The sequence below is a fragment of the Rhizobiales bacterium NRL2 genome (assembly GCA_001664005.1).
GTDB lineage: Bacteria > Pseudomonadota > Alphaproteobacteria > Minwuiales > Minwuiaceae > Minwuia.
The window spans coordinates 1,004,434-1,030,685 of sequence record CP016093.1 but is presented as its reverse complement, the minus strand read 5'-3'; the positions used below and the strand labels follow the sequence as shown (position 1 = coordinate 1,030,685).

Annotated in this window: 22 protein-coding genes; 8 read left to right on the top strand and 14 right to left on the bottom strand. The window is 67.4% G+C overall.

Translation table 11 applies throughout. The features are described from left to right. Nucleotides 1–34 precede the first annotated feature (34 nt). The 8 genes from TEF_04765 to TEF_04730 all read right to left on the bottom strand — a co-directional run bounded on the left by TEF_04765 (nucleotide 35) and on the right by TEF_04730 (nucleotide 10,164). Nucleotides 35–967, bottom strand: a complete 933-nt coding sequence (locus TEF_04765) for a glyoxylate/hydroxypyruvate reductase A (GenBank protein ANK80174.1) — start codon at nucleotides 965–967, stop codon at nucleotides 35–37. Beyond that, a complete protein-coding gene (locus TEF_04760) occupies nucleotides 964–2,571 on the bottom strand; it encodes a microcin ABC transporter ATP-binding protein (GenBank protein ANK80173.1) in 1,608 nt (535 codons plus the stop codon). Before TEF_04760 ends, TEF_04765 begins: the two co-directional genes overlap by 4 nt. Next, nucleotides 2,568–3,599 (bottom strand): ABC transporter permease, encoded by a 1,032-nt coding sequence (locus tag TEF_04755; GenBank protein ANK83283.1) that lies wholly within the window; start codon nucleotides 3,597–3,599, stop codon nucleotides 2,568–2,570. The genes TEF_04760 and TEF_04755 overlap by 4 nt, the downstream gene beginning before the upstream one ends. Before the next feature lie 49 nt (nucleotides 3,600–3,648). After that, nucleotides 3,649–4,752, bottom strand: a complete 1,104-nt coding sequence (locus TEF_04750) for a microcin ABC transporter permease (GenBank protein ID ANK80172.1) — start codon at nucleotides 4,750–4,752, stop codon at nucleotides 3,649–3,651. A gap of 177 nt (nucleotides 4,753–4,929) precedes the next feature. Next, complete coding sequence (locus TEF_04745; GenBank protein ANK80171.1) at nucleotides 4,930–6,765, bottom strand: hypothetical protein; 1,836 nt, start codon at nucleotides 6,763–6,765, stop codon at nucleotides 4,930–4,932. Then, nucleotides 6,762–8,585, bottom strand: coding sequence for a hypothetical protein (locus TEF_04740; GenBank protein ID ANK80170.1), 1,824 nt, complete (start codon nucleotides 8,583–8,585; stop codon nucleotides 6,762–6,764). Before TEF_04740 ends, TEF_04745 begins: the two co-directional genes overlap by 4 nt. A gap of 94 nt (nucleotides 8,586–8,679) precedes the next feature. Then, complete coding sequence (locus TEF_04735) at nucleotides 8,680–9,456, bottom strand: hypothetical protein (protein ID ANK80169.1); 777 nt, start codon at nucleotides 9,454–9,456, stop codon at nucleotides 8,680–8,682. A gap of 21 nt (nucleotides 9,457–9,477) precedes the next feature. Next, entirely contained in the window at nucleotides 9,478–10,164 is a 687-nt protein-coding gene (locus tag TEF_04730) for a hypothetical protein (GenBank protein ANK80168.1), read from the bottom strand. A gap of 147 nt (nucleotides 10,165–10,311) precedes the next feature. Here TEF_04730 and TEF_04725 point away from each other — a divergent pair, with 147 nt between their 5' ends. Both TEF_04725 and TEF_04720 read left to right on the top strand, forming a co-directional pair. Continuing rightward, nucleotides 10,312–11,067 carry a 3-deoxy-manno-octulosonate cytidylyltransferase gene (locus tag TEF_04725; protein ANK80167.1) on the top strand — a complete coding sequence of 252 codons (756 nt, stop codon included), beginning with the start codon at nucleotides 10,312–10,314 and terminating at the stop codon, nucleotides 11,065–11,067. A 62-nt stretch (nucleotides 11,068–11,129) separates the two neighbouring features. Further along, a complete protein-coding gene (locus TEF_04720; GenBank protein ID ANK80166.1) occupies nucleotides 11,130–12,053 on the top strand; it encodes a hypothetical protein in 924 nt (307 codons plus the stop codon). 67 nt (nucleotides 12,054–12,120) lie between these two features. On the opposite strand, the gene TEF_04715 is transcribed toward TEF_04720, so the two are convergent. Next, nucleotides 12,121–13,779 carry a hypothetical protein gene (locus tag TEF_04715; GenBank protein ANK80165.1) on the bottom strand — a complete coding sequence of 553 codons (1,659 nt, stop codon included), beginning with the start codon at nucleotides 13,777–13,779 and terminating at the stop codon, nucleotides 12,121–12,123. A 106-nt stretch (nucleotides 13,780–13,885) separates the two neighbouring features. Here TEF_04715 and TEF_04710 point away from each other — a divergent pair, with 106 nt between their 5' ends. Beyond that, a complete protein-coding gene (locus TEF_04710) occupies nucleotides 13,886–14,554 on the top strand; it encodes a hypothetical protein (GenBank protein ANK80164.1) in 669 nt (222 codons plus the stop codon). Nucleotides 14,555–14,609: 55 nt separating this feature from the next. On the opposite strand, the gene TEF_04705 is transcribed toward TEF_04710, so the two are convergent. Genes TEF_04705 through TEF_04685 form a run of 5 tightly spaced genes read right to left on the bottom strand, consistent with a single transcriptional unit; the run spans nucleotide 14,610 to nucleotide 20,898 of the window. Further along, complete coding sequence (locus TEF_04705; protein ANK83282.1) at nucleotides 14,610–15,404, bottom strand: bifunctional hydroxymethylpyrimidine kinase/phosphomethylpyrimidine kinase; 795 nt, start codon at nucleotides 15,402–15,404, stop codon at nucleotides 14,610–14,612. 5 nt (nucleotides 15,405–15,409) lie between these two features. Further along, the gene (locus tag TEF_04700; protein ID ANK80163.1) at nucleotides 15,410–16,765 is read right to left on the bottom strand and encodes a phosphoglucosamine mutase; all 1,356 of its coding nucleotides are present in this window, start codon (nucleotides 16,763–16,765) and stop codon (nucleotides 15,410–15,412) included. Nucleotides 16,766–16,796: 31 nt separating this feature from the next. Then, entirely contained in the window at nucleotides 16,797–17,639 is an 843-nt protein-coding gene (locus TEF_04695; GenBank protein ANK80162.1) for a dihydropteroate synthase, read from the bottom strand. 15 nt (nucleotides 17,640–17,654) lie between these two features. Next, nucleotides 17,655–19,943, bottom strand: coding sequence for a guanylate cyclase (locus TEF_04690; protein ANK80161.1), 2,289 nt, complete (start codon nucleotides 19,941–19,943; stop codon nucleotides 17,655–17,657). Next, the gene (locus tag TEF_04685) at nucleotides 19,936–20,898 is read right to left on the bottom strand and encodes a hypothetical protein (GenBank protein ID ANK80160.1); all 963 of its coding nucleotides are present in this window, start codon (nucleotides 20,896–20,898) and stop codon (nucleotides 19,936–19,938) included. The genes TEF_04690 and TEF_04685 overlap by 8 nt, the downstream gene beginning before the upstream one ends. Before the next feature lie 433 nt (nucleotides 20,899–21,331). Here TEF_04685 and TEF_04680 point away from each other — a divergent pair, with 433 nt between their 5' ends. The 5 genes from TEF_04680 (at nucleotide 21,332) to TEF_04660 (ending at nucleotide 26,250) form a co-directional block, all read left to right on the top strand. Next, the gene (locus tag TEF_04680; GenBank protein ID ANK83281.1) at nucleotides 21,332–22,048 is read left to right on the top strand and encodes a hypothetical protein; all 717 of its coding nucleotides are present in this window, start codon (nucleotides 21,332–21,334) and stop codon (nucleotides 22,046–22,048) included. Nucleotides 22,049–22,270: 222 nt separating this feature from the next. After that, nucleotides 22,271–22,687, top strand: coding sequence for a hypothetical protein (locus TEF_04675; GenBank protein ANK80159.1), 417 nt, complete (start codon nucleotides 22,271–22,273; stop codon nucleotides 22,685–22,687). Nucleotides 22,688–22,879: 192 nt separating this feature from the next. Continuing rightward, on the top strand, nucleotides 22,880–23,296 hold the full coding sequence (locus TEF_04670) for a hypothetical protein (protein ANK80158.1): 417 nt from the start codon (nucleotides 22,880–22,882) through the stop codon (nucleotides 23,294–23,296). Nucleotides 23,297–23,443: 147 nt separating this feature from the next. Then, a complete protein-coding gene (locus TEF_04665) occupies nucleotides 23,444–25,312 on the top strand; it encodes a hypothetical protein (protein ANK83280.1) in 1,869 nt (622 codons plus the stop codon). Nucleotides 25,313–25,410: 98 nt separating this feature from the next. Beyond that, nucleotides 25,411–26,250 (top strand): quercetin 2,3-dioxygenase, encoded by an 840-nt coding sequence (locus tag TEF_04660; GenBank protein ID ANK80157.1) that lies wholly within the window; start codon nucleotides 25,411–25,413, stop codon nucleotides 26,248–26,250. The last annotated feature ends 2 nt before the right edge of the window (nucleotides 26,251–26,252 follow it).

Genomic DNA, 26,252 nt, shown 5'->3' with positions numbered 1-26,252 from the left:
GCCATGCCATCCCTCGCGCGCCGGTCTGCCTGCTTCAATAACCCCGCTTGGGGTCCACGGTGTTGAGGAGCGGTTCGCCGGCCCGGTCGCGGCGGATGTTCCCGATCACCTGATCGACCAGGGCGCGGGGATCGGAGAAGGCGGCGATATGCGGCGTCACCGTGACCCGGGGATGATCCCAGAAAGGGCTGCCGGCCGGCAGGGGCTCGGTGCGGAAGACGTCCAGCGTGGCCTCGCCGATCTGCCCCGAATCGAGAGCCGCCAGCAGGTCTTCCTCGACCACGTGGCCGCCGCGGCCGGCGTTGATGAAGGTCGCGCCCCGGGGCAGGCCGGACAGCAGCGCCGCATCGACGATGCCTTCGGTCGCCGGGGTCAACGGCAGCAGGCAGACCAGGATCTCGGTCCGCGCCAGGAAATCCTTCAGCCCGACGCCGCCGTGGAAGCCGGTGACGCCATCGATGGCCTTCGGCGTCCTGGACCACCCGGCGACATCGAAGCCCAGCAGACCCAGGTGTTTCGCGGCGTCGCCGCCCAGTTCGCCCAGGCCCATGACGCCCACCCTGCGCTCGCCGGCGTGCGGCTGTGGCAGTTCGCGCCATTCATGCGCCTTCTGCAGCCGGTCGTATTCGCGGTGACGGCGATGGTGCATCAGCACGTGCATGACCACCCATTCGCGCATGCGCAGCGCCATGTTGGGGTTCACCACCCGGCAGATCGGCACGCCCTCGGGCAGTTGCGTATCGGCGAAGATGTGATCCACGCCCGCCCCAAGGGAGAAGATGGCGCGCAGGTTGGGCAGCCCGGCCAGCAGGCCGGTCTCCGGCTTCCAGACCAGCGCGTATTCGACCTCGGCGACATCCCCCGTCTCTGGCCAGGTGCGGAAGTCCAGGTCCGGCATCTCCGCCAGCAGGGTTTCCCGCCACCAGTCGTCCCGGTCGGCGTGGGAGGCGAACAGCAGCACCGTCATTTCATCGACCTGTTCTCGAACGCGGCGGTGATGAGCTGTTTCGTGTAGTCGGTCTGCGGATCGTCGAATATCCGGTCCACGCCGCCTTCCTCCACGACCTTGCCGTCTTTCATGACCATCACGTGATCCGACATGGCCCGGACCACCTTCAGGTCGTGCGAGATGAACATGTAGGCCAGGCCGTGGCGGTTCTGCAAATCGCGCAGCAGATCGACAATCTGCGCCTGCACAGACATGTCCAGCGCCGAGGTCGGTTCGTCCAGGACGATGAACTTCGGTTTCAGCGCGATGGCGCGGGCGATGGCGATGCGCTGACGTTGGCCGCCGGAGAACTCGTGCGGATAGCGGTCCTGCATGTGGCCTTCCAGCCCCACCTCCTCCAGCGCCGCGGCGACGGCGCCGCGCCGCTCCGCCTTCGGGCCGGCCATGTCGTGGATCAGCAGCCCTTCCTCGATGATCTGTCCGACGGACAGGCGCGGACTGAGCGAACCGAAGGGATCCTGGAAGACGATCTGCATCCGCCGTCTGAGCGGCCGCATCTGGGAGAAGCCGTAGCCGTCGATGCGCTCGTCCTCGAAGGCAATGGGTCCCTCCGAGCGGATCAGGCGGAGCAGGGCCAGGCCGAGCGTCGTCTTGCCCGAGCCCGATTCGCCGACGACGCCGACGGTGCGGCCGGCGGGCACCGAGACGTCGATGCCGTCGACCGCCTTCACGTGGCCGACGGTGCGCCGGAAAATGCCGCGCCGGATCGGGAACCAGACCTTCAGGGCCTCGGCGGCAACCACCGTCTCGGGCGTCGGGCCGGAGCGCACCGGCTTGCCCTTCGGCTCTGCGGACAGCAGCATCTTCGTGTAGTCGTGTTCCGGGTGGTCGAAGACCCGGGCGGTGGGTCCGTGCTCGACGATCTCCCCGTCGGTCATGACGCAGACCTTGTCGGCGATGCGGCGCACGATGCCCAGATCGTGGGTGATGAACAGGATCGCCATGCCGAGATTCTTCTGCAGGTCGATCAGCAGCTCCAGGATCTGCGCCTGGATGGTGACGTCCAGCGCCGTGGTCGGCTCGTCGGCGATCAGCAGGTCCGGCTCGTTGGCCAGCGCCATGGCGATCATGACGCGCTGGCGCTGTCCGCCCGAAAGCTGGTGCGGATAGTCGGCCAGGCGGCCTTCCGGATCGCGGATGCCGACCAGATCGAGCAGTTCGATCACCCGTCCGCGCGCCTGCTTCCGGGCGACGCCGCGATGGATGGTGAGCACCTCGGCAATCTGTTTCTCGACGGTGTGCAGCGGGTTCAGCGCCGAAAGCGGTTCCTGGAAGATCATGGAGACCCGCCGGCCGCGGATCGTCCGCATCAGCGCCTCCGGCGCATTCAGCAGTTCCTCCCCTTGCAGGCGGATGGAACCGTTCGGATGACTGGCCTGGGGATAGGGCAGAAGCTGCATCACAGACAGCGCCGTCACCGACTTGCCGGAACCGGATTCGCCGACCAGCGCCAGGGTCTCGCCCTTGTCGATGGAGAAGGAAACGTGGCGCACCGCCTCGATCGCCTTCGGCCCGGCGCCGAACGTGACCGAGAGATCGTCGACCTGCAGCAGCCGGCTCATGTGAAGGTCTTCCTCGGATCGAAGGCGTCGCGTACGGCCTCGGCCATGAACATCACCAGCGTCAGCATGAAGGAGATCACCAGGAAGCCGGTGATGCCGAGCCAGGGCGCCTGCAGGTTGGCCTTGCCCTGGGCCAGCAGTTCGCCCAGCGACGGCGAGCCGGGCGGCAGACCGAGGCCCAGCAGATCCAGGGCGGTCAGTGAGGTGATGGCGCCGGTCAGGAGGAAGGGCATGAAGGTGATGGTGGCGACCATGGCGTTGGGCAGCAGGTGCTTGAACATGATCACCGCGTTGGAGACGCCAAGCGCCCGCGCCGCGCGGACATAGTCGAAGTTCCGCGCGCGCAGGAACTCCGCGCGCACCACCGCCACCAGCGCCGTCCACGAGAACACCAGCAGGATCGCGAGCAGGGTCCAGAAGCCGGGCACGAACAGCGCCGAGAAGATCAGGATGATGAAGAAGAAGGGCATGCCTTCCCAGATCTCGATGAAGCGCTGGGCGACGAGGTCCAGCCAGCCGCCGTAATAGCCCTGCACCGCGCCGGCGGCGACCCCGATGATGGTGGAAAGGATCGTCAGCATGATCCCGAACAGCACCGACAGACGGTAGCCGTAGATCACCCTGGCCATCACGTCGCGGCCCTGGTCGTCGGTGCCCAGCCAGTTCTCGGCCGACGGCGCCTGCGGGAACGGGCCCTCGGCCTTCGGCGTGCGGTAGTCGTATTCGATCAGGGGCCAGAGCGCCCAGCCGCCGCCGGCCTCCAGCGCTTCCCGGAAGAACGGTTCCTTGTAGTTCGCCTCGGTCGGCAGGAAGCCGCCGAATTCCTCGTCGGTATAGACGAACAGGATCGGGAACTTCAGCTCGCCTTCGTAGGAGACGACAAGGGGCCGGTCGTTGGCGATGACCTCCGCGAACAGGCTGAGGACGAACACCACCAGGAACAGGATCGTCGACCAGTAGCCGCGCCGATTGCGGCGGAAATTCTCCCACCGGCGACGGTTGATCGGGGTGACCCGCAGGCCCAGCACGCGGTGCACCGCGGCCCCCGAATAGGTCTCGGGCAGGGTGTCGGCGGTATCAGACATCGCGGCGCTCGAAATCGATGCGCGGGTCGACGAAGGCGTAGGTGATGTCGCGGAGGATGGTCATCACCAGCCCCAGCAGGGTGAAGGCATAGAGCGTGCCGAAGACCACCGGATAGTCGCGGTTGACGACGCTCTCGAAGCCCAGCCGGCCGAGACCGTCCAGCGAGAACAGCACCTCGATCAGGAAAGTGCCGGTGAACAGCATGGCGATGAAGGCGGAGGGAAAGCCCGCGATGATGATCAGCATGGCGTTGCGGAAGACATGGCCATAGAGCACGCGACGCTCGGTCAGGCCCTTGGCGCGGGCGGTCTGGACGTACTGCATGTTGATCTGATCGAGGAAGGAGTTCTTCGTCAGCATGGTCAGGTTGGCGAAGGCCCCGATGGTCAGCGCGGCGACCGGCAGGCAGATGTGCCAGAAATAGTCGGCGATCTGCCCCATGGTCGAGAGTTCGTCGTAGTCCTCCGACACCAGGCCGCGAAGCGGGAAGATCTGCCAGTAGGAACCGCCGGCGAAAAGCACGATCAGCAGCACGGCGAACAGATAGGCCGGAATGGCGTAGCCGATGACGACCACCGTCGAGGTCCAGACGTCGAAGGGCTGGCCGTCCTTGACCGCCTTGCGGATGCCGAGCGGAATGGAGATGGAATAGGCCAGCAGGAAGGACCAGAGACCGAGCGAGATGGAGACCGGCATCTTGTCCAGCACCAGGTCATAGACCGTGCGGTCCCTGAAATAGCTCTCGCCGAAGTCGAAGACGGCGTAGTTCCCCAGCATGATCAGGAAGCGTTCGTGCAGCGGCTTGTCGAAGCCGAACTGCTTCTCCAGCTCGGCGATGAACTCCGGGTCGAGTCCCTGCGCGCCGCGATAGGAGCTGTCGCCCTGCCCCGCGGCCTGGGAGGAGCCGCCCGAGGTTTCGGTGCCGCTGCCGCCGGTGACCCGCGCGCCGGCGCCGACGGCGGTGCCCTGGATTTCCGCGATGATCTGCTCGATGGGTCCGCCCGGCGCGAACTGGATGATGATGAAGTTCACCAGCATGATGGCGAACAGGGTCGGGAAGATCAGCAGGATGCGACGCACCAGATAGGCGATCATGCGATGCGCCTCCCGAGCCCTTCAGCCGCCTGTCGCCTGGAAGGAGGACGGCCGGGGAGGGGGTGGAAATCGGCCCGCAATCGCGACGGTCGTCCCCCTCCCGGCGCTGCGCGCCGACCTCCCCCCATCCGGGGAGAGGTTGTGGACTTCCGATGCGTCATGCCCGACCTCTGCATCTCAGCCGCCATTCCGGCCGCCTGTCGCGGCGGCCTTCGCCGCATCGAACCACCAGCTGTTGACGACGCCCCTGTGATAGGGCGGCTTCTCCGCCGCCGGCCGGCCGAAACGGTCCCAGAAAGCCAGGTTGTGCTCGCCCTTGTACCACTGGGGGACGATGTAGCGGTTCCACATGATCACCCGGTCCAGCGCATGCAGCGCCGTCAGCAGTTCCTCCCGGCTTCCGGCGTTCAGCGCCGCCTCGATCAGCCGGTCGACCGCCGGATCGCGCACGCCGGCGTAATTGTTGGTGCCGTTGATCTCGGCCTGGCGGCTGCCCCAGTAGCTCCAGAGTTCGCCGCCCGGCGTCTCGGGCGGCGAGAAGCGGGCGGTGACCGCGTCGAAGTCATAGGACTTCACCCGCTCGACATACTGGGCGGGGTCGACCAGACGGGTGCTTGCGCGGATACCGAGGCGCTCCAGGTTCTGCACATAGGGGCCGATGATCCGGTCGAAGCTGGGCTGGAAATTGAGAAACTCGATGGTCAGCGCCTCGCCTTCGGCGTTGCGCAGCGCGCCGTCCCGGATCTCCCAGCCGGCCGCCTTCAGCAGGCCGTGGGCGCGGCGCAGATTGGCCCGGATGCCGCCCTCTCCGTCGGTGGTCGGCGCCTTGAAGGGCTTCTCCATCACCTCCGGCGGCAGGTCCGCCGCGAAGGGCCTCAGCAGGGCCAGCTCCGCCTCCGAAGGCGGGCCGTCATGAGCCAGGTTCGAATTCTCGAAGATCGATTCCGTCCGCCCGTAGAGACCGTGGAAGATGTTGCGGTTGGTCCACTCGAAGTCGAAGGCGAGATCGAGCGCCTCCCGCACCCGGCGGTCGGCGAACTTGGCCCGCCGCGTGTTGTAGAACCAGCCCTGCATGCCCGAGGGCCGTCCGTCCGGGATCGTCAGGCGGACGATCCGGCCATCCTGCACGGGCTGCTTGTCGTCGTACTCCGTGGCCCAGCTCTTGGAGGTGAACTCCTCGCGGAAGTCGTACTCGTCGGCAAAGAAGGCGAGCAGCGCAGAGGTACGGTCGGCGTACCAGTCGATCCGAATGTGGTCGAAGTTCCACAGCCCCCGGTTCACCGGCAGGTCGCGAGCCCAGTAGTCCTCGACACGGGAAAGCGTAAGTGATGTGCCCTGGTCGACCTCGGTGATGCGGTAGGGCCCGGAGGCCAGCGGCGGATCGAGCGTCGTGCGGTCGAACTCGACAGTCTCGTAATAGGCCTTCGACAGGATCGGCAGGCTGCCGGCGAAGCGCACCAGCAGATCGCGTGCCGCGCCTTCCAGCAGCCGGACGCGGACGGTATGCGCATCCAGCGCCTCGGCCTGGGCGTGCTCGAAGATATTGCGCAGCACCGGGTGGCCCTTCTCCTTGATCACGTTCAGGGAAAAGACGACGTCGGCCGCCGTGATCGCGGAGCCATCATGGAAGCGCGCGCGCTGATCCAGCGCGAAGACCGCGGAACGGCCGTCCTCGGCGACGTCGGCGGACCTGGCGATCAGCGCGTAGTGGGCGTCAGGCTCGTCATAGGATCGCGCCATCAGCGTGTCGTGCAGTCGGATCTCGTGCTGCTGGATCGAGGCCGGTTTGGAACCGCGCAGGATGTAGAAATTGAGCGTGTCGAAGGTGCCGAGATCGCGCAGGCGCAACGTGCCGCCCCTGGGCGCGTCCGGGTCGGCCCAGCGGAAATGCTCGAAATCGGCCGGATAGTCGAGAGTCCCGAAGACGGAAATGCCGTGCCGCGGCTCCGCCGTCGCCGAAGCCGCCGCCAGCAGCAGGCCGACGGCCGCCAGTCCCGCCCTCGGCCACCTCACTTGTAGGTCTCGGCCAGTTCGGCCGCCTTCTCGGGCTGGATCCACCAGGCGAACACGTCGACGCCGTAGTCCGGGTCGACCGGCGGGCGTCCGAACTTGTCCCAGTAGGCGATGCGCAGCGCCGAGATGTGCCACTGCGGAATGACGATGTGCGAATGCAGCAGCACCCGGTCGAGCGCCCGGGTCGCGGTCACCAGCGCTTCCCGGTTCCCGGCGAAGATGATGTTGTCGATCAGCCTGTCGACCGCCTCGGACCGGATGCCGGCCAGGTTGCGGCTGCCGGCCCGCGTCGCCGCCTCCGAGCCGAAGAAGTCGCGCTGCTCGTTGCCGGGGCTTTCCGACTGCGGATAGGAGCCGACCACCATGTCATACTCGAAGTCGCGCACCCGGTTCTGGTACTGGGCGGCGTCGACCGTGCGCAGGCTGGCGTCGACGCCCAGACGCCTCAGATTCTCGATGAAGGGCAGCACGATGCGCTCGAACTGCGGGTCGGCCAGCAGGATCTCGAAGCTGACCGGTTCGCCCTCGGGCGTCAGCAGCGTCTTGTTCTCGAACTTGTAGCCGGCCTCGCGGAGGATCTGGAACGCCTTGCCGAGGTTCTCCCGGAGCGAGCTCTCCGCGGTCGACGGCGGCGAATAGGCCTCGGTGAAGACTTCCTCGGGGATCATGCCCCGCAATGGCTCGAGCAGTTCCAGTTCGGCTTCCGACGGCAATCCCTGCGAGGCGAGTTCGGTGTTGGAGAAGAAGCTCTCGGTGCGTTCGTACTGGCCGTAGAACAGGTTCTTGTTGGCCCATTCGAAGTCGAAGGCATAGGACAGAGCTTCGCGCAGCGCCGGGTCCTGGAACAGCGGACGGCGCAGATTGTAGATGAAGCCCTGCATGCCGGTGGGCCGGCTGTGAGGCACCAGTTCCACCTTCACGTCGCCGCGCTCGACTGCCGGGAACTCGTAGGCGGTCGCCCAGTCCTTGGAGCTGTTCTCGGTGCGGTAATCGTAGACATAGCCCTTGAACGCTTCCAGCACCGCGGTGCGGTCGGCGAAGTACTCGTACTGCACGCGGTCGTAGTTGTAGCGTCCGCGGTTGATGCCGAGATCCCGGCCCCAGTAGTCCTCGACCCGCTCCAGCACCACGCGCCGGTTCGGCTCGACGGCCGAAACCCGGTAGGGGCCGGAGCCCATCGGCGCTTCAAGGGTGGTGGCGCCGAATTCACGGTCAGCCCAGTAGGCCTTCGACATGACGGGCAGCTGACCCATGATCTGCGGCAGCTCGCGATTGCCCGATTCGGAGAAGTCGAAGCGGATGCGGTGCGTATCCAGCACCTTCGCCTCGGTCACGTTGCGGTAGTAGTAGCGGTAGAAGGGCTGGCCCTTTTCGCGCAGCACCTCGAAGCTGAAGGCGACATCCTCGGCGGTGACCGGGCTGCCGTCGTGGAAGCGCGCCTCGGGCCGGAGATTGAAGATCACCCAACTATGGTCCTTCGGGTGCTCCACCGATTCCGCGATCAGGCCGTACTCGGTCGACGGTTCTCCCAGATGCTGGTCCATCAGGGTCTCCACGGCCAGGCTGGCCGCGCCCGCCGGATTGCCCTTGGGGATGTACGGGTTGAGGGAATCGAAGCCGCCGAACGCCGACATGCGCAGCGTGCCGCCTTTCGGAGCGTCCGGATTGACGAAATCCAGGTGGTCGAAGCCCTGCTCGTATTGCGGCTCTCCGATCAGGGACAGGGCATGGGACCGGACGATGTCGTCTTGGGCGCCTGCCGTCGCCGGAATGGCGAACAGCGTCGCCAGTAGCGCCCCCAGGAAACCTCGCCGCACCATGTCACCTCGCCCTGTTGTTATGCGCGCGCCCTTTGCCGGCGCATTATGACCAGAGTTGGGCGGCGGACGGAAGTACGGCAACCCCCGCCCGGGGTCAGCCGCGGAGCAGTTCCAGCGCCCGCGCGTGGATCGCCGCGTCGCCGCAGGCCAGCGTACGGGCGCCGACGCCGAATTCGATCGCTCGGCCGTCCCAGTCCGAGATGCACCCGCCCGCGCCTTCCACGACCGGGGCGAGGGCCAGATAGTCGTGCGGCTTGAGGTCGTCGTCCACCACGATGTCGACGAAGCCCATGGCCAGCAGGCCGTAGGCGTAGCCGTCGGCGCTGAAACGCCGGAGGCCGACGCTCTCCGTCAGCCGCCTCAGCGCCGGGCCATTCTCGCCCTCCAGGCACTCCGCGCCCCAGGTGTAGAGCGCCGCCGCGCCCAGATCGGCGCAGGCGCGGGTGGTTACCGGGCGCCCGTTGAAGACGGTGGGGCGGCCGGACACACCCAGCCAGCGCTCACCGTTGACGGGCTGGTTGATGACGCCAACCACCGGCTTTCCATGGCGGGTGAGCCCGATCAGGGTGACGAACTGAGCCGAACCGGTGATGAAGGACTTGGTGCCGTCGATCGGGTCCAGGTGCCAGACCCACTCCGCATCGGGGTTCTCGGCGCCGAATTCCTCGCCGACGATGCCGTGGTCGGGAAAACGCTCGCCGATCAGTCCGCGCATGACGCGCTCCGCCCCGCGGTCGGCCTCGGTGACAGGGCTCTCGTCCGCCTTGGAGACGATCTCGATGGGCTGGCGGAAGAGCGGCCGGATGAAATCGCCGGCACGGTCGGCCAGTTCGCCCGCGAAGTCCGCGAAGGTCTGGAGGTCGCCGGTCATCGCGCTGTCCGGCGTCCCGTCCTATTCGCTGGTCGCGGCCTCGCCGTTCTCGGTCTGCTCCGCGGCGTTGTCGGCCGGCTGATCCGCGGCAGGCGCGGCGCCGTCATTGGCGGGCTGCTGGGCGTCGCCGTCCTCCGACGCCGGGGCGGCCTCGCCCTCGGTGGCGGCAGGCGCCTCCGGCTCGGGCAGCGCGGCGTCGGCGTCACCGAAGGAACGGATATAGAGCAGCAGGTCGGCGCGGTCCTCGGCGTCCTTGATGCCGGCGAAGGCCATCTTGGTGCCCTGGGCGTAGCCGCGCGGATTGGCGATGAAGGCGTCGAGCTTCTCGAAGGTCCATTCGCCTTCCATGTCGGACAGGACGGGCGAATAGGCGAAGCCGCCATGGGAGGCGATGTCGTTGTGCAGCACGCCGAACAGGTTCGGACCCACCTTGTTGGGGCCGCCCTCCTCGATCGTGTGGCACGCCTTGCACTTGTTGAAGTCGCTGGCGCCGGCGGAGGCGTCGGCATTGGCGAGCAGGACCGCCAGCGAAGGCGCCTCTTCCTCGGCCGGGGCCGCGCCGTCCTCGGCGATCTCGGGCACCGGATAGGCGACCTCACCGTGGCTGCCGGGATGAACCAGGATGTGCGAGACCTCGGTGATCACGAATCCGATCAGAACGGTCAGCAATACCGCGCCTGCGATCTTGTTGAACTGCATGCTGTCCATTGCCGCGTCCCTTCCGGTTAGCCATGGCTGACTTGGCGGAATCCCCCTCGCCACCTCGCGCAAGGTGATAGCCTCTGGCCCCGCCCCTGAATGATGCGGTCTAACGCCGCATCGCGCCCTTTGGAAGAGCCGTCCAGAAGAACATTCATGAATCCCGTGGTCCTGATCCCCGCCCGCATGGCCTCCAGCCGCCTGCCGGGCAAGCCGCTGGCCGAGATTGCCGGCCTGCCGATGATCGTGCAGGTCTGGAAACGCGGCATGGAGGCCGACATCGGCCCCGTGCTGGTCGCCGCCGCCGAGGCGGAGATCGTGGAGGCGGTGCGCGATGCCGGCGGCGAGGCGGTGCTGACCGATCCGGGCCATCCGTCGGGCTCCGACCGCATCTTCGAGGCGCTGGGCCGGGCGGACCCGGACGGCCGCCACGATTCGGTGGTCAATCTGCAGGGCGACCTACCGGCCCTGGAGCCGGCGACGATCCGCGCCGCGCTGAAGCCGCTGGAAGCCGACCCGTCGGTCGACATCGGCACGCTGGTCGCCGAGATCCACGATCCGGCGGAACTGGACGATCCCAACGCAGTGAAGGTCGTCACCGCCTTCGCCGACGGCGCCGGGACCGCGCGTGCGCTCTGGTTCACGCGGCTGCGCGCACCCGGTGGCGAGGGCCCGTACTGGCACCATATCGGCCTCTACGCCTATCGCCGGGCGTCGCTGGAGCGGTTCGTGAAGCTGCCGCCCAGCCCGCTGGAGAAGCGCGAGAAGCTGGAGCAGTTGCGGGCGCTGGAGCATGGCATGCGCATCGACGCCGCCCGCGTCGACACGATACCGCTGGGCGTCGACACGCCGGAGGATCTGGAGAAGACGCGGCGACTGTTCGCCGAACGCGACGGGCCGGCGCCCAAGTAATTGGACACCCCGCCCCTTCGCTGGTCTAATTTCCCGACAGGGCCAGCAAGGGAGGAGCGGCCATGAAGTTCGGCATTTCGATTCCGGTCCGCGGCGACGACGCCAATCCGGAGACCTTCGACCGTGTCGCCGACAAGGCGGAAGCGGCGGGACTCGACGCGCTCTGGGCCAGCGACCATCTGGTCATGGCGCCGCCGAACAAGTCGAAATATCCCGGTACGCCAGACGGCAGCCTGCCGCCGGCATGGAAGCGCTACTACTATCAGCCCTTCAGCGTGCTGAACTACCTGGCCGGCCGCACGCGCAATGTCCGCCTGGGCACCAGCGTGCTGATCCTGCCCATGCGCAATCCGCTGGAGGTCGCCGCCCAGGTAGCGGAGCTGGACCGGGTCAGCCGGGGCCGGGCCAACTTCGGCGTCGGCGTCGGCTGGTTCGAGGACGAATACGACGCGCTGGGCTATCCGTTCCGCAAACGCGGCAAGCGCGCCAATGACGGCCTCGCCATCTGCCGCAAGCTCTGGACGGGTGAGCCGGCGGCGCACGAGAGCGAGTTCTACAGCTTTTCCGGCTGCGTGGTCGGGCCGACGCCCGTGCAGAATCCGCATCCGCCCATCTACATCGGCGGCCACTCGCCGGGCGCGCTGAAGCGGGTGGCGAAGTACGGCGACGTCTGGCACCCGTTCCGGGTCACCGACGCCCAGGTGAAGGATCTGCGCGGCGACCTGGCGAAGGCGCTGGAGGCGGAGGGGCGGTCAATCGACGACCTGCCGATCTGTCCCAAGGTGCCGCTGGTGTTCCAGGAGGAACGGACCCAGGACGGGCAGTTGCCGACCCAGGGACGGCCGCAGGATATCCTCGACGCGCTGCGCCGCTACGAGGACGCCGGCGCGACCGAGTTCTGCTTCGACATCGTGCCCGAAACGCCGGAGAACGCCGAAGTGATCATCGACCGCATCATGGACGAGATCCGGCCGAAATTCGCCTGACGGGCGCGGCCCGGCGGCCTGACAATCGCAAGCCTCCATGCCGAAGGGAGCCCACCGCACCAGGCGATCAGGATAACTGCTGGCGCAGCTTGTACTTCAGGATCTTGCCGCCGACGGTGGTGGGGAACGCGTCGACGGCGACGACGCGCTTCGGCGTCTCGAAGCCGGCCAGGCGCTCCCGGGCGAAGGCGATGAGTTCCTTCTCGTCCAGTCGTTTTCCCTTCGCCGCGATGACGCAGGCCGTGACGGCCTCCCCCCAGCGGTCGTCCGGCAGGCCGATCACGGCGGCGCGTTCCACCGCCGGATGCTGCTGCAGCACCGCCTCGACGCGGAGCGAGGAGACGTTCTCGCCGCCGGACTTCACGATGTCCTTGTAGCGGTCGACCATGATGCGGTGCTCCTGCTCGGCGTCGTAGGCGAAGCTGTCGCCGCCGTGGAACCAGCCGCCCCGCAGGGCCTCGGCCGTCGCCTCGAGGTCGCGGTAATAGCCCGAGAACATGGCCGGCGAACGGTAGACCGCCTCGCCCGCCTCGAAGGGCTTGCCGCGCAGATCGTTGCCGTCCTCGTCCATCACCGTCGATGCCATGATCGGCGCCGGCTTGCCGACATGGTTGCGGCCGGGCGAGGTGCGGTGAAACAGATCCAGGTTCCGGTCGATCGGGAAACGGTGGCAGGGGACGATCTCCGTCTGGCCCAGCATCTGGTACATCTTCACGTCGGGCGCGCAGAGATCGCGGAAGGCCCTGACCGAACCGGGCGCCATCGCCGCCCAGCCGTAGAACATGAGCTTCATCGACGACAGGTCGTAGGCGCGCGGCGTCTCGTGGACAGCGGCGACCATGCTTTCGACGAATTGCGGCGAGCCGCCGAAGAGCGTCGTCACCCGCTCCTCCGAACAGAGGCTGGCCATCGGATGGCCCTCGGGGGTCCGGCCGATCACCGCCGTACCACCCGAGAAGAGCGCCGGGAAGATGCAGATGTGGTCGCCGATGTGGAAGACCATCGGCGTGAAGACGCCCAGGCGCATGTCGCTTTCGTGCTCCAGGCCCCGGCTGATCGCGACCGCGCCGTCCATCGCGCAGAGATAGGTGTAGGTGTGGGAAATCATCACCGCCTTTGGCGCGGCGGTCGTGCCGGAGGTGAACAGGATTTCCCAGATGTCGTCGCCGTGGATGGTGACGTCGGGTTCCTCCGCGGACTGCCGGTCGACGAACGTGTCGTAATCCGGCACCGCGCCGTCCCTGTCCCCGCCGATGCTGACCACAGGCTCCGCGCCGGCCGCGGTGAACGCCCCGCCCAGCTTCTCCCAGAGCGGCGCGTCGACGATGGCGTGGCGCGCCTCGACCCGCTGCAGCGCATCGGTGATCACGTCCGGCGCCATCATGGCGTTGACCGGCGCGGCGACCAGTCCGGCCTTGGCGATGGCGATCTTCGACAGCCAGCCCTCCACCGAATTGTCGCAGAGCATCGCGATCCGGCTTGCGGGCTCCAGCCCCAGCGCCAGCAGACCGTTGGCCATGCGGTTGATCAGTTCGTTGGCGCGGCCATAGGTGACCCGGGCGTTCTTCGGGTTCACCGTGGCGTCCGGCCCGGCGACGATCGCCAGCTTGTCCGGGTCGTTCCAGGTATAGCGTTCGATGACGTCGCCGACGGAAACCCGGTTCCATCGCCGGTCGTTGCGCCGATTGTGGAAATTCTCGACGTCGAGGCCGAAATCGTCGGTCATGGCGTCCTCCCCAAGATGCCTGTGGCGCCAAGACTATGCCGGACTTGCCTTCGCGCCAACGGGCAGCAGATCAGGGTCGGGCCGAATGGGGAGAGGAAGAACCGTAATGTTCGTGAACACCGAAATCACCGACGGCGTCGCCGTCATCGCCATGGACGACGGCAAGGCGAACGCCATCGGCCACGAGATGCTGGACGCGCTGGAGCCGGCGCTGGCGAAGGCGGCGGAGACCGCCCGGGCCGTGGTTCTCACCGGACGCAAGGGCGTCTTCTGCGGCGGCTTCGATCTGAAGACGATGCAGGGCGCGACGCCCGACGAGGTGGACCGCCTGGTGCGGCGCGGCGGGCGGATGATCCAGACCCTCTACGGCTATCCGAAGCCGCTGGTGGCGGCGGCGAGCGGACACGGCATCGCGCTCGGCGCGCTGATGCTGCTGGCCTGCGACACGCGCGTGGGCGCGGGCGGCGACTTCAGATACGGCCTGAACGAGACGGCGATCGGCCTCGAACTGCCCGTGTTCGGGCTGGCGCTGGCCCGCGACCGGCTGGCGCAGGCAGAGATGACCCCGGCGGTGATCCAGGCCCGGCTCTACGACGCGGCGGGCGCAGCGGCCGCAGGCTATCTGGACGAGGCCGTGGCCCCGGACGCCGTCATCGGCCGCGCGGTCGAGATAGCGAAGGCTCTGGGCGAGATGCCGTCGGCGACCTATCACGCGACCAAGATCAACTTCCGCCGCGAGACCATGAACACCATCGCGGCCAGCCTGGCGGATTGACGGCGGGGCCTGGGTCCTGCGCGGCGCGAAGACCCGCACGGCGCAACTGAAAAACTCAATCCCGCACGGTGTGCGCGTGGTTGAGGGGCCCGTGGCCGGTGCCATAGCCCGGCGCGGTGCGGATCGCCTCGAGCACATAGGCGCGCGCGCGCTCGACCGCCGCCCGGAGCGGCATCTGCTGCGCGAGACCGGCCGCGATGGCCGAGGCGGTGGTGCAGCCGGTGCCGTGGGTGTGCGGCGTGTCGATACGCTTGCCCTCGAAGACTTCGAAGCCGTCGGCAGTGGCCAGCAGATCGGTCAGCCGCGCCCCCTTCAGGTGTCCGCCCTTCAGCAGCACCGCCTTCGGTCCGAAGCCGAGCAGACGCTCGGCGGCGCGCTTCATGGCGTCGAGATCCTCGATGGGCATGCCGGCCAGCACCGCAGCCTCCGGCAGGTTGGGCGTCAGCACATCGGCGCGGGGCAGCAGCTCGGCGATCACCACGTCGGTGGTGTCCGCATCGAGCAGGCGCGCGCCGCCCTTGGCGACCATGACCGGATCGACCACGACCATTGCGCCCTTGCCGTGATCGTCGATGCAGCGGACGACCGTCTCGATCACCGCGCGCTTGTGCAGCATGCCGGTCTTGATCGCATCGACGCCGATGTCGGCGACGGTCAGCCGGAACTGCTCGGCGATGAAGTCGACGGGGATCTCGTGGATGGCGTGGACGGTGTGGGTGTCCTGCGCCGTCAGCGCGGTAATCGCCGTCGCCGCGTAGCCGCCCAGCGCGGTCACGGTCTTGATGTCGGCCTGGATGCCGGCGCCGCCGCCCGAATCGGAGCCGGCGGCGATCAGCACGCGTCCCCTCATCGCCGTCATTCGTCGCTCGCTGCGGCGCGGGTGACGGCCTCCGCGATGTCGTCGACGATCTCGCGGATCACCGCCTCGTCCTCGCCCTCGCCCATGACGCGGATCAGCGGCTCGGTGCCCGACTTGCGGATCAGCAGCCGTCCCGTCGCGCCCAGGCGCTTCTCGCCATCGGCAATGGCCTGCTTGACCTTCGGATGCTCCAGCGGCGCGCCCTTGCCGAAGCGCACGTTCTTCAGGATCTGCGGCAGCGGGTCGAACAGGCGCACGGCCTCGGAGACGGGCTTGCCGCCCTCGGCGATCACCGCCAGCGCCTGCAGCGCCGCCAGGGTGCCGTCGCCGGTGGTGGCGTAGTCGCTCAGCACGATGTGGCCCGACTGCTCGCCGCCGACATTGTAGCCGTCGGCGCGCATGCGTTCGACGACGTAGCGGTCGCCGACCTTGGTGCGGATCATCTGCAGGCCGAGGCCGTTCAGATAGCGTTCCAGTCCCATGTTCGACATCACGGTGGTGACCACACCGCCGCCGCGCAACCGCTCCTCCTCGGCCCAGCGGCCGGCGATCAGCGCCATCAGGCGGTCGCCGTCGACCTCCCGGCCACGCTCGTCGACCATGATCATGCGGTCGGCGTCGCCGTCGAGCGCGATGCCGACATCGGCCCCCAGCTTCACGACCTTCTCGCGCAGCATCGCGGTGTTGGTCGAGCCGCAGCCATCGTTGATGTTGAAACCGTTGGGCTTGTCGCCGATGGCGATGACGTCGGCCTCGAGCTCCCAGAGCGCCGTCGGCGCGACCTTGTAGGCGGCGCCATTTGCGCAATCGATGACGATCTTCAGCCCGTTCAGACGCTTGCCGCGCGGGAAGGTGCTTTTCACGAACTCGATATAGCGCCCGCCGGCGTCGTCCAGGCGCTGGGCGCGGCCCAGGTCCCGCGGCTTGGCCAGCCGTCCGCGGATGCCATTGTCCATGCCCGCCTCGATCTCCGCCTCGGTCTCGTCGGAGAGCTTGAAGCCGTCGGGGCCGAACAGCTTGATGCCATTGTCATGGAACGGATTGTGGGAGGCCGAGATCATCACGCCCAGATCGGCGCGCAGGCTCCGTGTCAGGATGGCGATGGCCGGCGTCGGCAGGGGCCCGACCATGACCACGTCCATGCCGACCGAGGTGAAGCCGGCGGCCAGGGCGGGCTCCAGCATGTAGCCGGACAGGCGCGTGTCCTTGCCGATCACCACCCGGTGGCGGTGATTTCCGCGCATGAAGACGCGGCCGGCCGCGAGGCCGACCGAAAGCGCCCTCTCGGCCGTCATCGGCTCGTCATTGGCCCGGCCCCGGATGCCGTCGGTGCCGAAATACTTCCGCCCCATGTTCCCTCCGATCGCTCGCTGGTGCTCCGCCTTATCGATCAGACGGCGGAGGATGTCCATTGCGCGCCGCATGGAAGACGGCGAGCGCCTGGACGGTTTCGGCCACGTCGTGAACCCGCAGGATGTCCGCCCCGCCGGCGGCAGCGGCGAGCGCCGCGCCGATCGAGCCGCCGAGACGCCGGTCGGCCTGCTTCACGCCGGTCAGCCAGCCGATGAAGCCCTTGCGGCTGGCGCCCACCAGCAGCCGCACGCCGAGTTCGCGGAAGCGCGGCAGCGCCGCCATCAGCTCCAGGTTCTGGCGGAAGGTCTTGCCGAAGCCGATGCCGGGATCGGCGACGATGCGGCCACGTTCGATGCCCGCCGCCTCACAGGCGGCGATGCGCGCCTCCAGATAGGTCAGCACCTCGGCGGCGACGTCGTCATAGGTCGGATTCTCCTGCATGTCCTCGGGCAGACCCTGGGCGTGCATCAGCACCACCGCGCAGGGCGCGCCGGCGATCATGTCCAGCGCGGCCGCATCGAAGGTGAGCGCGCTGACGTCGTTGATCATCGGCGCGCCCAGCGCCAGGGCGCGGCGCATGATCTCGGCCTTGCGGGTGTCGACGGAGACCGGCGCGCCGTCGGCGAGCAGGACTTCCAGCACAGGTGCGAGGCGCCGCCACTCCTCCTCCAGCGGGATCTCCGCGGCGCCGGGCCGGGTCGATTCCGCGCCGATGTCGACGAGCGCCGCGCCATCGGCCAGGTGCCGCCGGGCCAGCGCGATAGCCGCGGCAGGGGCCGCGGCGCGGCCCCCGTCGGAGAAGCTGTCGGGGGTCACGTTGACGATGCCCATGACGGCCGGGGGGGCCGCGGCCTCGGACGCTGTCGGATGCATGACGATGGCGGTGCGCTATTTCTCGGTCATGATCCAGACGCCGTCCCAGTCGTCGCCGGGCGGCGCCTTCTTCATCAGTTCGCAGCGCTCAATGTACATGTTGCCGAGCTTGTCGGTCTCGTTCGCCTTCAGCGCTTCCCTGAAATAGCCGGTGGCGCGGTCCCATTCCTGCTTGCGGTACTGCTTGACGCCTTCGTTGAAGTTGCCGAGCACATCCATCAGGTTCGGGAAGGTCTCGTCGGTGTGGTAGTCGAGGCATTCGAACACGCCGACCGGCTTGGTCTTGCCCTTCACCACCACCTTGTCGACCTCGCGCAGGCGGTAGACGCCCTTCAGCTTGGCGACGGTGTATTCCGAAAGCAGGATGCGCGCCGAGTACTGCTTGCAGGCGCTCTCCAGCCGCGCGGCGAGGTTCACGCCGTCGCCGATCATCGTGTAGTCCATGCGTTTCTTCGAGCCGATATTGCCGGCGACGATGGAATCGGTGTTCAGCCCCAGTCCCATGTCGACGGCCATCTCGCCCTTCGCGACGCGGGTCTTGTTCCAGTCCCACAATGTCTTGATCATGTTGATGCCGGCGCGGAGCCCCCGGTCCTCGTCGTCGTCATGGGGCAGCGGAATGCCGAAGGCGGCCATGATCGCGTCGCCGATGAACTTGTCGAGCATGCCGCCCTGATCGGAGATGCAGTCGACCATCAGTTCGAAATAGTCGTTGAGCAGCGCCACGGTGCCCTGCGCGCCCAGCTTCTCGGTAATGGTGGTGAAGCTGCGCACGTCGGAGAACAGCACCGTCGCGATGGTGTCCTTGCCGCCCAGGATGTCGTCCTGGTTGCCGCCGGCCAGCATCTGGTCGGCCAGTCCCGGATCCATGTAACGCGACAGCGTCGACCTGGCGCGCTTGGCGTCGGAGATATCCTCGATCATGACCAGCGTGCCGAGCGAGGCCCCCTCGCCCGACTGCATGGGCAGGACGGTCACGTTCACGGACGCCTTCTCGTCGCCGATCTTGAGTTCGGTATCGAGCATGCTTTCGCCCTCGTCGGTCTCGGCGACGCGGGCGATCTTGTCGACCAGCCACTGGTTCTGCTCGCCGAACACCTCCTCGGGCTTCTTGCCCAGGATGTCCTTGGCCGAGGTACGCATGATGCGCGCACCGGCGGCGTTGCAGGTCTTGTTCTCGCCATCCTCGTCGAAGGTGATGACGCCGTTCGACATCGATTGCAGCATGGACTCGTTGTAGTTCTTCATCGCCTGGACATCGCCGAACAGCTTGGCGTTCTCCAGACCGATGGCGATCTGCGCGGTGAAGGCCTTCAGCCGGCTCTCGTCGTCGCTGGTGAAGGGCCCGCCCTTCTTGTTCAGGGCCTGGGTCACGCCGATCACCTTGCCGGCCTTGTTGACCACGGGCACGCACAGGATCGAGCGGGTGAAGAAGCCCGTCTGCTTGTCGAAGCCCGGATTGAAGCGCAGGTCGGCATAGGCATAGGGGATGTTCACCGTATCGCCGGACGTGAACACCGCGCCGGCGATGCCGAGATGGTTCGGCAACCGGATCTCGACCGAGTCCAGCCCCTCTCCCACATGACTGAACAGCTCGTTGGTCTTCTCGTCGTTGATGAACAGCGTCGAGCGTTCCGCGTCCAGCATCCGCGTCGCCTCCGACATCACCCGCTGCAGCAGGCGCGTCAGTTCGAGTTCGGAGGTCATGTCGGAGACGATGTTGAGGAATTCGATCTCGCGCTGGCGCGTCGTTTCCATGCGCTCGACGAGCTGCATCGACTGCAGGGTGATGGCGCACTGGGTGGTCATGCCCTCCAGCACGGTCAGGTCCATTTCCGTGAACTGACCTTCCTTCTTGTTCAGCACCTGGGCGACGCCGATCACCTCGCCCTTGGCGTTGCGCACGGGCGCGGCGAGGATCGACTTGGTGGTGAAGCCCGTCTCGGCGTCGACGTCGCGGTTGAAGCGTTCGTCGTTGTAGGCGTCATGAATGATCTGGCCTTCGCCCGACTGGAAGGTGTGACCGGCGATGCCGACATTGTCCAGGATGCGGATCTCGTGGCGCTTGAGGCCCTGAGCGACGCGGGAGAACAGTTCGCCCGTCATCGCGTCGTGCAGGAACAGGGTGCCGCGCTCGGCCTTGGTCTCGGCGACCGCGACGCTGACCAGCGTGTCGAGCACCGCGTCCAGCGTATCCAGCGCGGCGACCTGACGGGAAACGTCGAGCAGCATCTGCAGCTGCTTGATGTGCTCGGACTGCGAAAGGTTCTGGTTCTTTCGCGTGCCGCGCGGGTTCTCATACATTCTCGATCTCCTCCAGGCGGTCGCGAAGGCGCTGGATGGTCGTCCTGAGTTGCTTCAGTTCGTCCCTCTGCGCCCGCTCCATGGCCTGGCGTTCCTCGCGGTGTTCGCCGCAAATGGCGTCCATCTCGTCGCGCAACGACTGGATGGTCTGTCTGAGCTGGCCGGCCTCCGCTGCGCCGAGCGCCTTCGCCCGCTGCGTCTCGGCCTGGCCCCGGCGGCGGATCTCGTCCATCTCGTCGCGCAGGTTCTGCACCGTCTCCTTGAGCTGCGATATCTCCGCCGCAGCTGCCTGTTTCTCGGACTGAACCAGCCGGCGCGTCTCCACGCGCTGATCCTCCAGCGTATCGCGCAGGGCCTGGGCGGTCTCCTTGAGCTGACCGATCTCGGCCGCCGCCGCCTGCTTTTCCGCCTGTATCAGGCGCTGGGCCTCGGCGCGCTGATCCTCCAGCGTGTCGCGCAGCGCCTGCGCGGTGTCCTTCAGCTGGCCGATTTCCGCCGCCGCCGCCTGCTTCTCCGCCTGCACCATGCGCTGGGCTTCGGCGCGCTGGTCCTCCAGCGTGTCGCGCAGCGCCTGCGCGGTGTCTTTCAGCTGCTGGATCTCGGTCGCCGCGGCCTGCTTCTCCGCCTGCACCAGGCGCTGGGTCTCCGTGCGCTGGTCCTCCAGCGTATCCCGCAGCGCCTGGGCGGTGTCCTTGAGCGTGCCGATCTCGGACGCCGCCGACTGCCGCTCCCGCTGCGCCAGCACGGCGCCGCGCCGGCGCTCCTCTTCCAGCTCGTCCCTCAGCGCCTGGGCGGTATCCTTCAGCGTACGGATCTCGCCGGCGGCATCGGCCTCCGCCTTCTGGACGCGGCGGCGGATCTCGACGTCCTTCTGCTCCAGCGTCTCCCGCATCGCAGACACTGTCCGCTGCAGGTGCCGGATATCGGCTTCCTTGTCCAGCGCCGTCAGAGCCATGGTCGACCGACCGCCTCGCTGTTGCAGATGGGATGGGCGAACTCAACCGGGTTCAATCACTTGTCGACACTATCATGTAGCCGGAATTCCTGAAAGATTCGTGGCCACGCGCGGGGCGCGGGCTGGACCGCCGGATTTCGCCCTGCACGCGCGGCCTGCTGCCGCCGCAGGACGGATCGGGAACCGCTGCGGCGAAGCCCTTCCCCGCCCGGCGATTGCCTGCTTTTTCGGCACTGCACAATCCTGCTGCAGATATATGGCCGAAATGCTGCCAATCGATGACGTGCCCAATTCTTGTTCATATTTTTATCAATATTTTTCAGATAGTTAGAAAGAATGTTGCAGCGCACAGAAATGGCCCCGGCCTTGCTAGGTCAAGCGCCAACGCCGCAAGGGGGCGGCGTCCCTTTGGGAATTGGGAGTGTTCAAGCACATGAATTTCAAGGCACTCGCGGCGGCCACGGCTGTGGCCATGGCTGCGTTCGCGTTTTCGGGTCCGGTCCATGCCGAAGAGGAGGCCATGATCCCGGGCGAGTTCTCGGCCAATGTCGGAATCGTCACGGACTACCGGTTCCGCGGCATCACGCAGACCGACAACGAACCGGCCATCCAGGGCGGGTTCGACTGGTCCCACGACAGCGGCTTCTATCTGGGCACCTGGGCGTCGAACGTGAACTTCGGCAACGCCCATATCGAGATGGACTTCTATGGCGGCTACGCCGGTTCGATCGACAACTTGTCCTACGATCTGGGCCTGATCTACTACTGGTATCCGGGCGCCAGCGCCAGGAACGACTTCGACTTCGTCGAGGCCGCGCTGGGCCTGGGCTACGATTTCGAGCGCTTCTCCACCTCGCTGGGCTTCAACTATTCGCCGGAGAACTTCGGCAATTCCGGCGACGCCCTGTTCATCGAAGGCGGCGTCGCGGTGCCCCTGCCCTACGAGTTCGAACTGGGCGGCACCGTCGGCTACCAGTTCATCGACGACGAGGCGACCTTCGGCGTGCCCGATTACCTGACCTGGTCGCTCGGGCTGTCGCGCTCCTATTGGGGCTTCGACTTCGCGCTCAACTATGTCGACACCGACGAATCCTCCTGCGGCGACGGCTGCGGGGCCACGGTGATCTTCTCGGTCTCGCGCAGTTTCTGACCCGGACCGCCCTCCTGGGGCCGCCGGCGACGGCGGCAGGCGGCAGGCCGGCCCGCATTCCGGGCCGGCCTTTTCCCTTGCGCGGATGGGCCGCGAAGGGATTATTGTGCACTGCACAAAAAAACTGGTTGACGCAGGGGCGGGCGATGCCCATTATCCGGTCACGTTGCAGTGCAGCATAACCGGCAACCACATATTCCAGCCCGTCCGGAGGACAGACCGATGACCAAGACCGCCAATCCCTTTGCCGACTTCGGCAAGATGATGAAGGACATGAAGGCCCCGATGTTCGACGTCGATGCGTTCATGGCCATGCAGCAGAAGAACTTCGAGGCGATGACCACCGCCAACCAGCTCGCCATGGACAGCGTCCGCGCCGTCTTCGAGCGCCAGGTACAGATCGCCCAGGAGTCCGTCGAGGAAGCCCAGACCGCCATCAAGAGCGCGGCCGAAGGCAAGACCAAGGTGGACGTCGACGAGCAGACCACGCAGACCAAGGCCGCGATGGAGAAGGCCTCCGCCAATGTGCGCGAGCTCTCCGACATGGTCTCCAAGTCGCAGAACGAGATCTTCGACGTCCTGCACAAGCGCATGCTGGACGGCATCGAGGAGGCGAAGGGCCAGTTCAAGCTGAACTGAACCGCCTCACGACCGCCTTCGAAAGGGTCCGCCGGGGAACCGGCGGGCCCTTTCTTTTGCAATCGCGAGAAAGAGGTTGACGCAACGGCAGGCGTTGACCATAAGCGGCTTGCGCTGCATTGCAGCATCATCCGCCGCGCCGTGCCCTGGTCGCGCCGCGCGCCGCAACCCCCAGACCGGAGAGCCCCCCCGATGCCCGTTCCCGCCAATCCCTTCGCCGATCTCACCAAGACCCTGTCCGGTTTCAAGTGGCCGGCGATGGACCTCAACGCCTTCACCGAGATGCAGCGCCGCAACTTCGAGGCCCTGACCCGCGCCAACCAGGTCGCGGTCGACGGCTTCCGCGCGCTGATCGAGCGTCAGGCGGAGATCGCCCAGACCTCGGCGGCCGAAGCCCAGTCGGCGATCCGCAACCTGGCCGAGGGCGGCAAGGGTCCCGATTTCGAGGCGCAGCTGACCACCGCCCGCGGCGCGATGGAGAAGGCCACCGCCGACCTGCGCGAGTTGCAGGATATCGTCGCCCGCTCCCAGACCGAGGTCTTCGACATCATCAACACCCGGATGATCGAGGCCGTCGACGAGATGCGCCAGCCCGCCGCCAAGGACTGACCCGCGCGCTCCACGGGCCCCTGTTCGGACACGCCGCGTCATGCTAATGCCAGTTCTCGGCGACAATTCCCTGTCCGGCGGGGCCCGTCCTTGGCGAAACACAGCTCGAAACTGAAGACCTTCGGCGCACTGCTCTACGACGTGGCGATGGCGCCGGTGGCGTTCATCGCAGCGCTCATGCTGCGCTACGGCCTGGTCGGCTATGAGAAGACCGCCGGCTTCTGGCTGGAGGCCAGCGCCATGCTGGTGCCTATCGCCGCCGGGGTCTTCTTCCTGTCCGGCCTGCACCGCGGGGTCTGGCGCTATGTGTCCATGCGCGACCTCTCGGCGATCCTGCGCGCCGCCGTTCTGGTGGTGCTGATCTTCTTCCCGCTGCTGTTCGCCTACAACCGTCTGGAGGACGTGCCCCGGACGGTTCCCTTCATCAACCTGTTCGTGCTGATCGCCCTGCTGGCCGGCCCGCGCCTGCTGCTCAGGCTGGCGGCGGAGGGCGGCGTGGGCGCACTCACCGGGCGGCGGCGGCCGATGCCGGGACACGTCCCGGTGATACTTGTCGGCGCCGGACGGGGGGCGGAACTGTTCCTGCGCGAGGTCGACCGCGGTGCGGCGCCCTATGACCCCGTCGCCATCCTGGACGACGACAGCGGCCAGATCGGCCGCACCATCCGCGGACGCAAGGTGGTCGGCGGCCTGGCCGATCTGGGCGATGTCGTGGAGACGCTCGGCGCGCGCGGACGGCGGCCGCAGCGGGTGATCGTCACCCGCCGGCGGCTTGAGCCCGACATGCTGCGCGATCTGCTGCAGCGCACCCAGGACCTGGCCCTGCCGATCAGCCGCGTGCCCGATTTCAGCGCCCTGGAAAGCGGCGTCACCGACCGGGTCACGGTGCGCGAGATCGACGTCAGCGATCTGCTGGGCCGGCCCCAGAAGGCGCTGGACCGCGACGCCATGCGGGGTCTGATTTCCGGCCGGCGCGTCCTGGTGACCGGCGCCGGCGGCTCCATCGGCAGCGAGCTGGTGCGCCAGATCGCGGCCCTCGCCCCGGCGAGCCTGGCGCTGCTCGAACTCTCCGAGTTCGCGCTCTACACCATCGAACAGGAAACCGGAGAGTCGTATCCGGAGCTGGAGCGGCGCATGTATCTGGCCGACGTCCGGGACGCCGAGCGGGTCGCCAACGTCTTCGCCGACTTCCACCCGGAGATCGTCTTCCACGCCGCGGCGCTGAAGCACGTGCCGCTGATGGAGCACAACCCGGACGAGGCGGTGCTGACCAACGTCATCGGCACGCGGCGCGTCGCCGACGCCTGTATCCGCCACGACGTGGACGTCATGGTGCTGGTCTCCTCCGACAAGGCCGTGAACCCGGCCAACGTGATGGGCGCGACCAAGCGTCTGGCCGAGGCCTACGCCCAGTCCCAGGACATCGATCAGTCGCGCGAATCCGGGCGCGCCACACGCTTCGTGACTGTCCGCTTCGGCAACGTGCTCGGCTCGACCGGCTCCGTGGTGCCGCTGTTCCAGCGCCAGCTCGCCCAGGGCGGACCGCTGACGGTCACCCATCCGGACATCACGCGCTACTTCATGACCATAAGGGAGGCGGTCGAGCTGGTGCTCGCCGCCGCCGCCGGCAGCCGTCTCCGCCAGGACGACACGGGCCGCATCCATGTGCTCGACATGGGCGAGCCGGTCCGCATCCAGGACCTCGCCCGCATGATGATCCGCCTCGCCGGCCTGACGCCGGACCGCGACATCCGGATCGAATATGTCGGCCTGCGCCCCGGCGAGAAGCTGCACGAGGAACTGCTGCACAGCTCGGAAAAGCTGGACCAGACGGACATCGAGGGGGTCATGCTCGCGTCCCCGCGGGTGGTCGAGCGGCAGATTCTGACGCGGGCCCTGGACGAACTGGCCGGCCATGCCAGGGCGCGGCGCACCGACCGTACGCTGACCCTGCTCAGGGAGCTGGTGCCGGAATACAAGGAAGAGACGGAGCGGCAGCGCCACGCCTCCAGTTGAGGCCGCCGCACGCCGGAAACAGTCCGTTTCCCATTGCCGCGATTGATGGCGCCGGGCCGCCTGCACATCTCCGCCGGCAACAGAGCAGGAGCGTTGCCATGAGCGAATCCGATTTCCGAACCGTGCTGGGCGTGATCCCCGGCGTCGACGCGCAGGACGGGGCAGGCGTCAAGCTGAAGCGCAGCCTCGGCGGTCCGCGCCTGCAGCATTTCGATCCCTTCCTGCTGCTCGACGAGTTCCGCTCGGACCAGGCCGGCGACTACATCGCCGGCTTTCCCGATCATCCCCATCGGGGCTTCGAGACCGTGACCTACATGCTGGCCGGCCGCATGCGCCACCGCGACAATCAGGGCAATTCCGGCCTGCTGCAGAGCGGCGGGGCGCAGTGGATGACCGCCGGCCGCGGCATCGTGCACTCGGAAATGCCGGAGCAGGAGGACGGCCTGATGTGGGGCTTCCAGCTCTGGGTCAACCTGCCGGCCGCCGACAAGATGACGGCGCCGCGCTACCAGGACATCGAGCCGGGCGACATTCCGGAGGTCGAGCGCCCGGGCGGCGCGCGCGTGCGCATCGTCGCCGGAGAGCTCGGCGGCGTCGCCGGACCGGTCAGCGGCATCGCCACGAAACCGCTCTACTACGACGTCGCCCTGCCGGCCGAAGGGCGCTTCGACGAGGCCGTGCCCGAAGGTCACAACGCTTTCGTCTACGTCTATGGCGGCGGGCTGGGTATCGGGAGCCACACGCTCTCGGAAGGCCAGATGGCGCTGCTGAACGACGGCGCGCGGGTCGAGGTGCGGGCCAGGGGCGGCGAAGCCAGATTCCTGCTCATTGCCGGACAGCCGATCGGCGAGCCGGTGGCCCGCTACGGCCCCTTCGTGATGAACACGAAGGAGGAGATCATCCAGGCCTTCCGCGACTACGAGGCCGGGAAGTTCTGAGC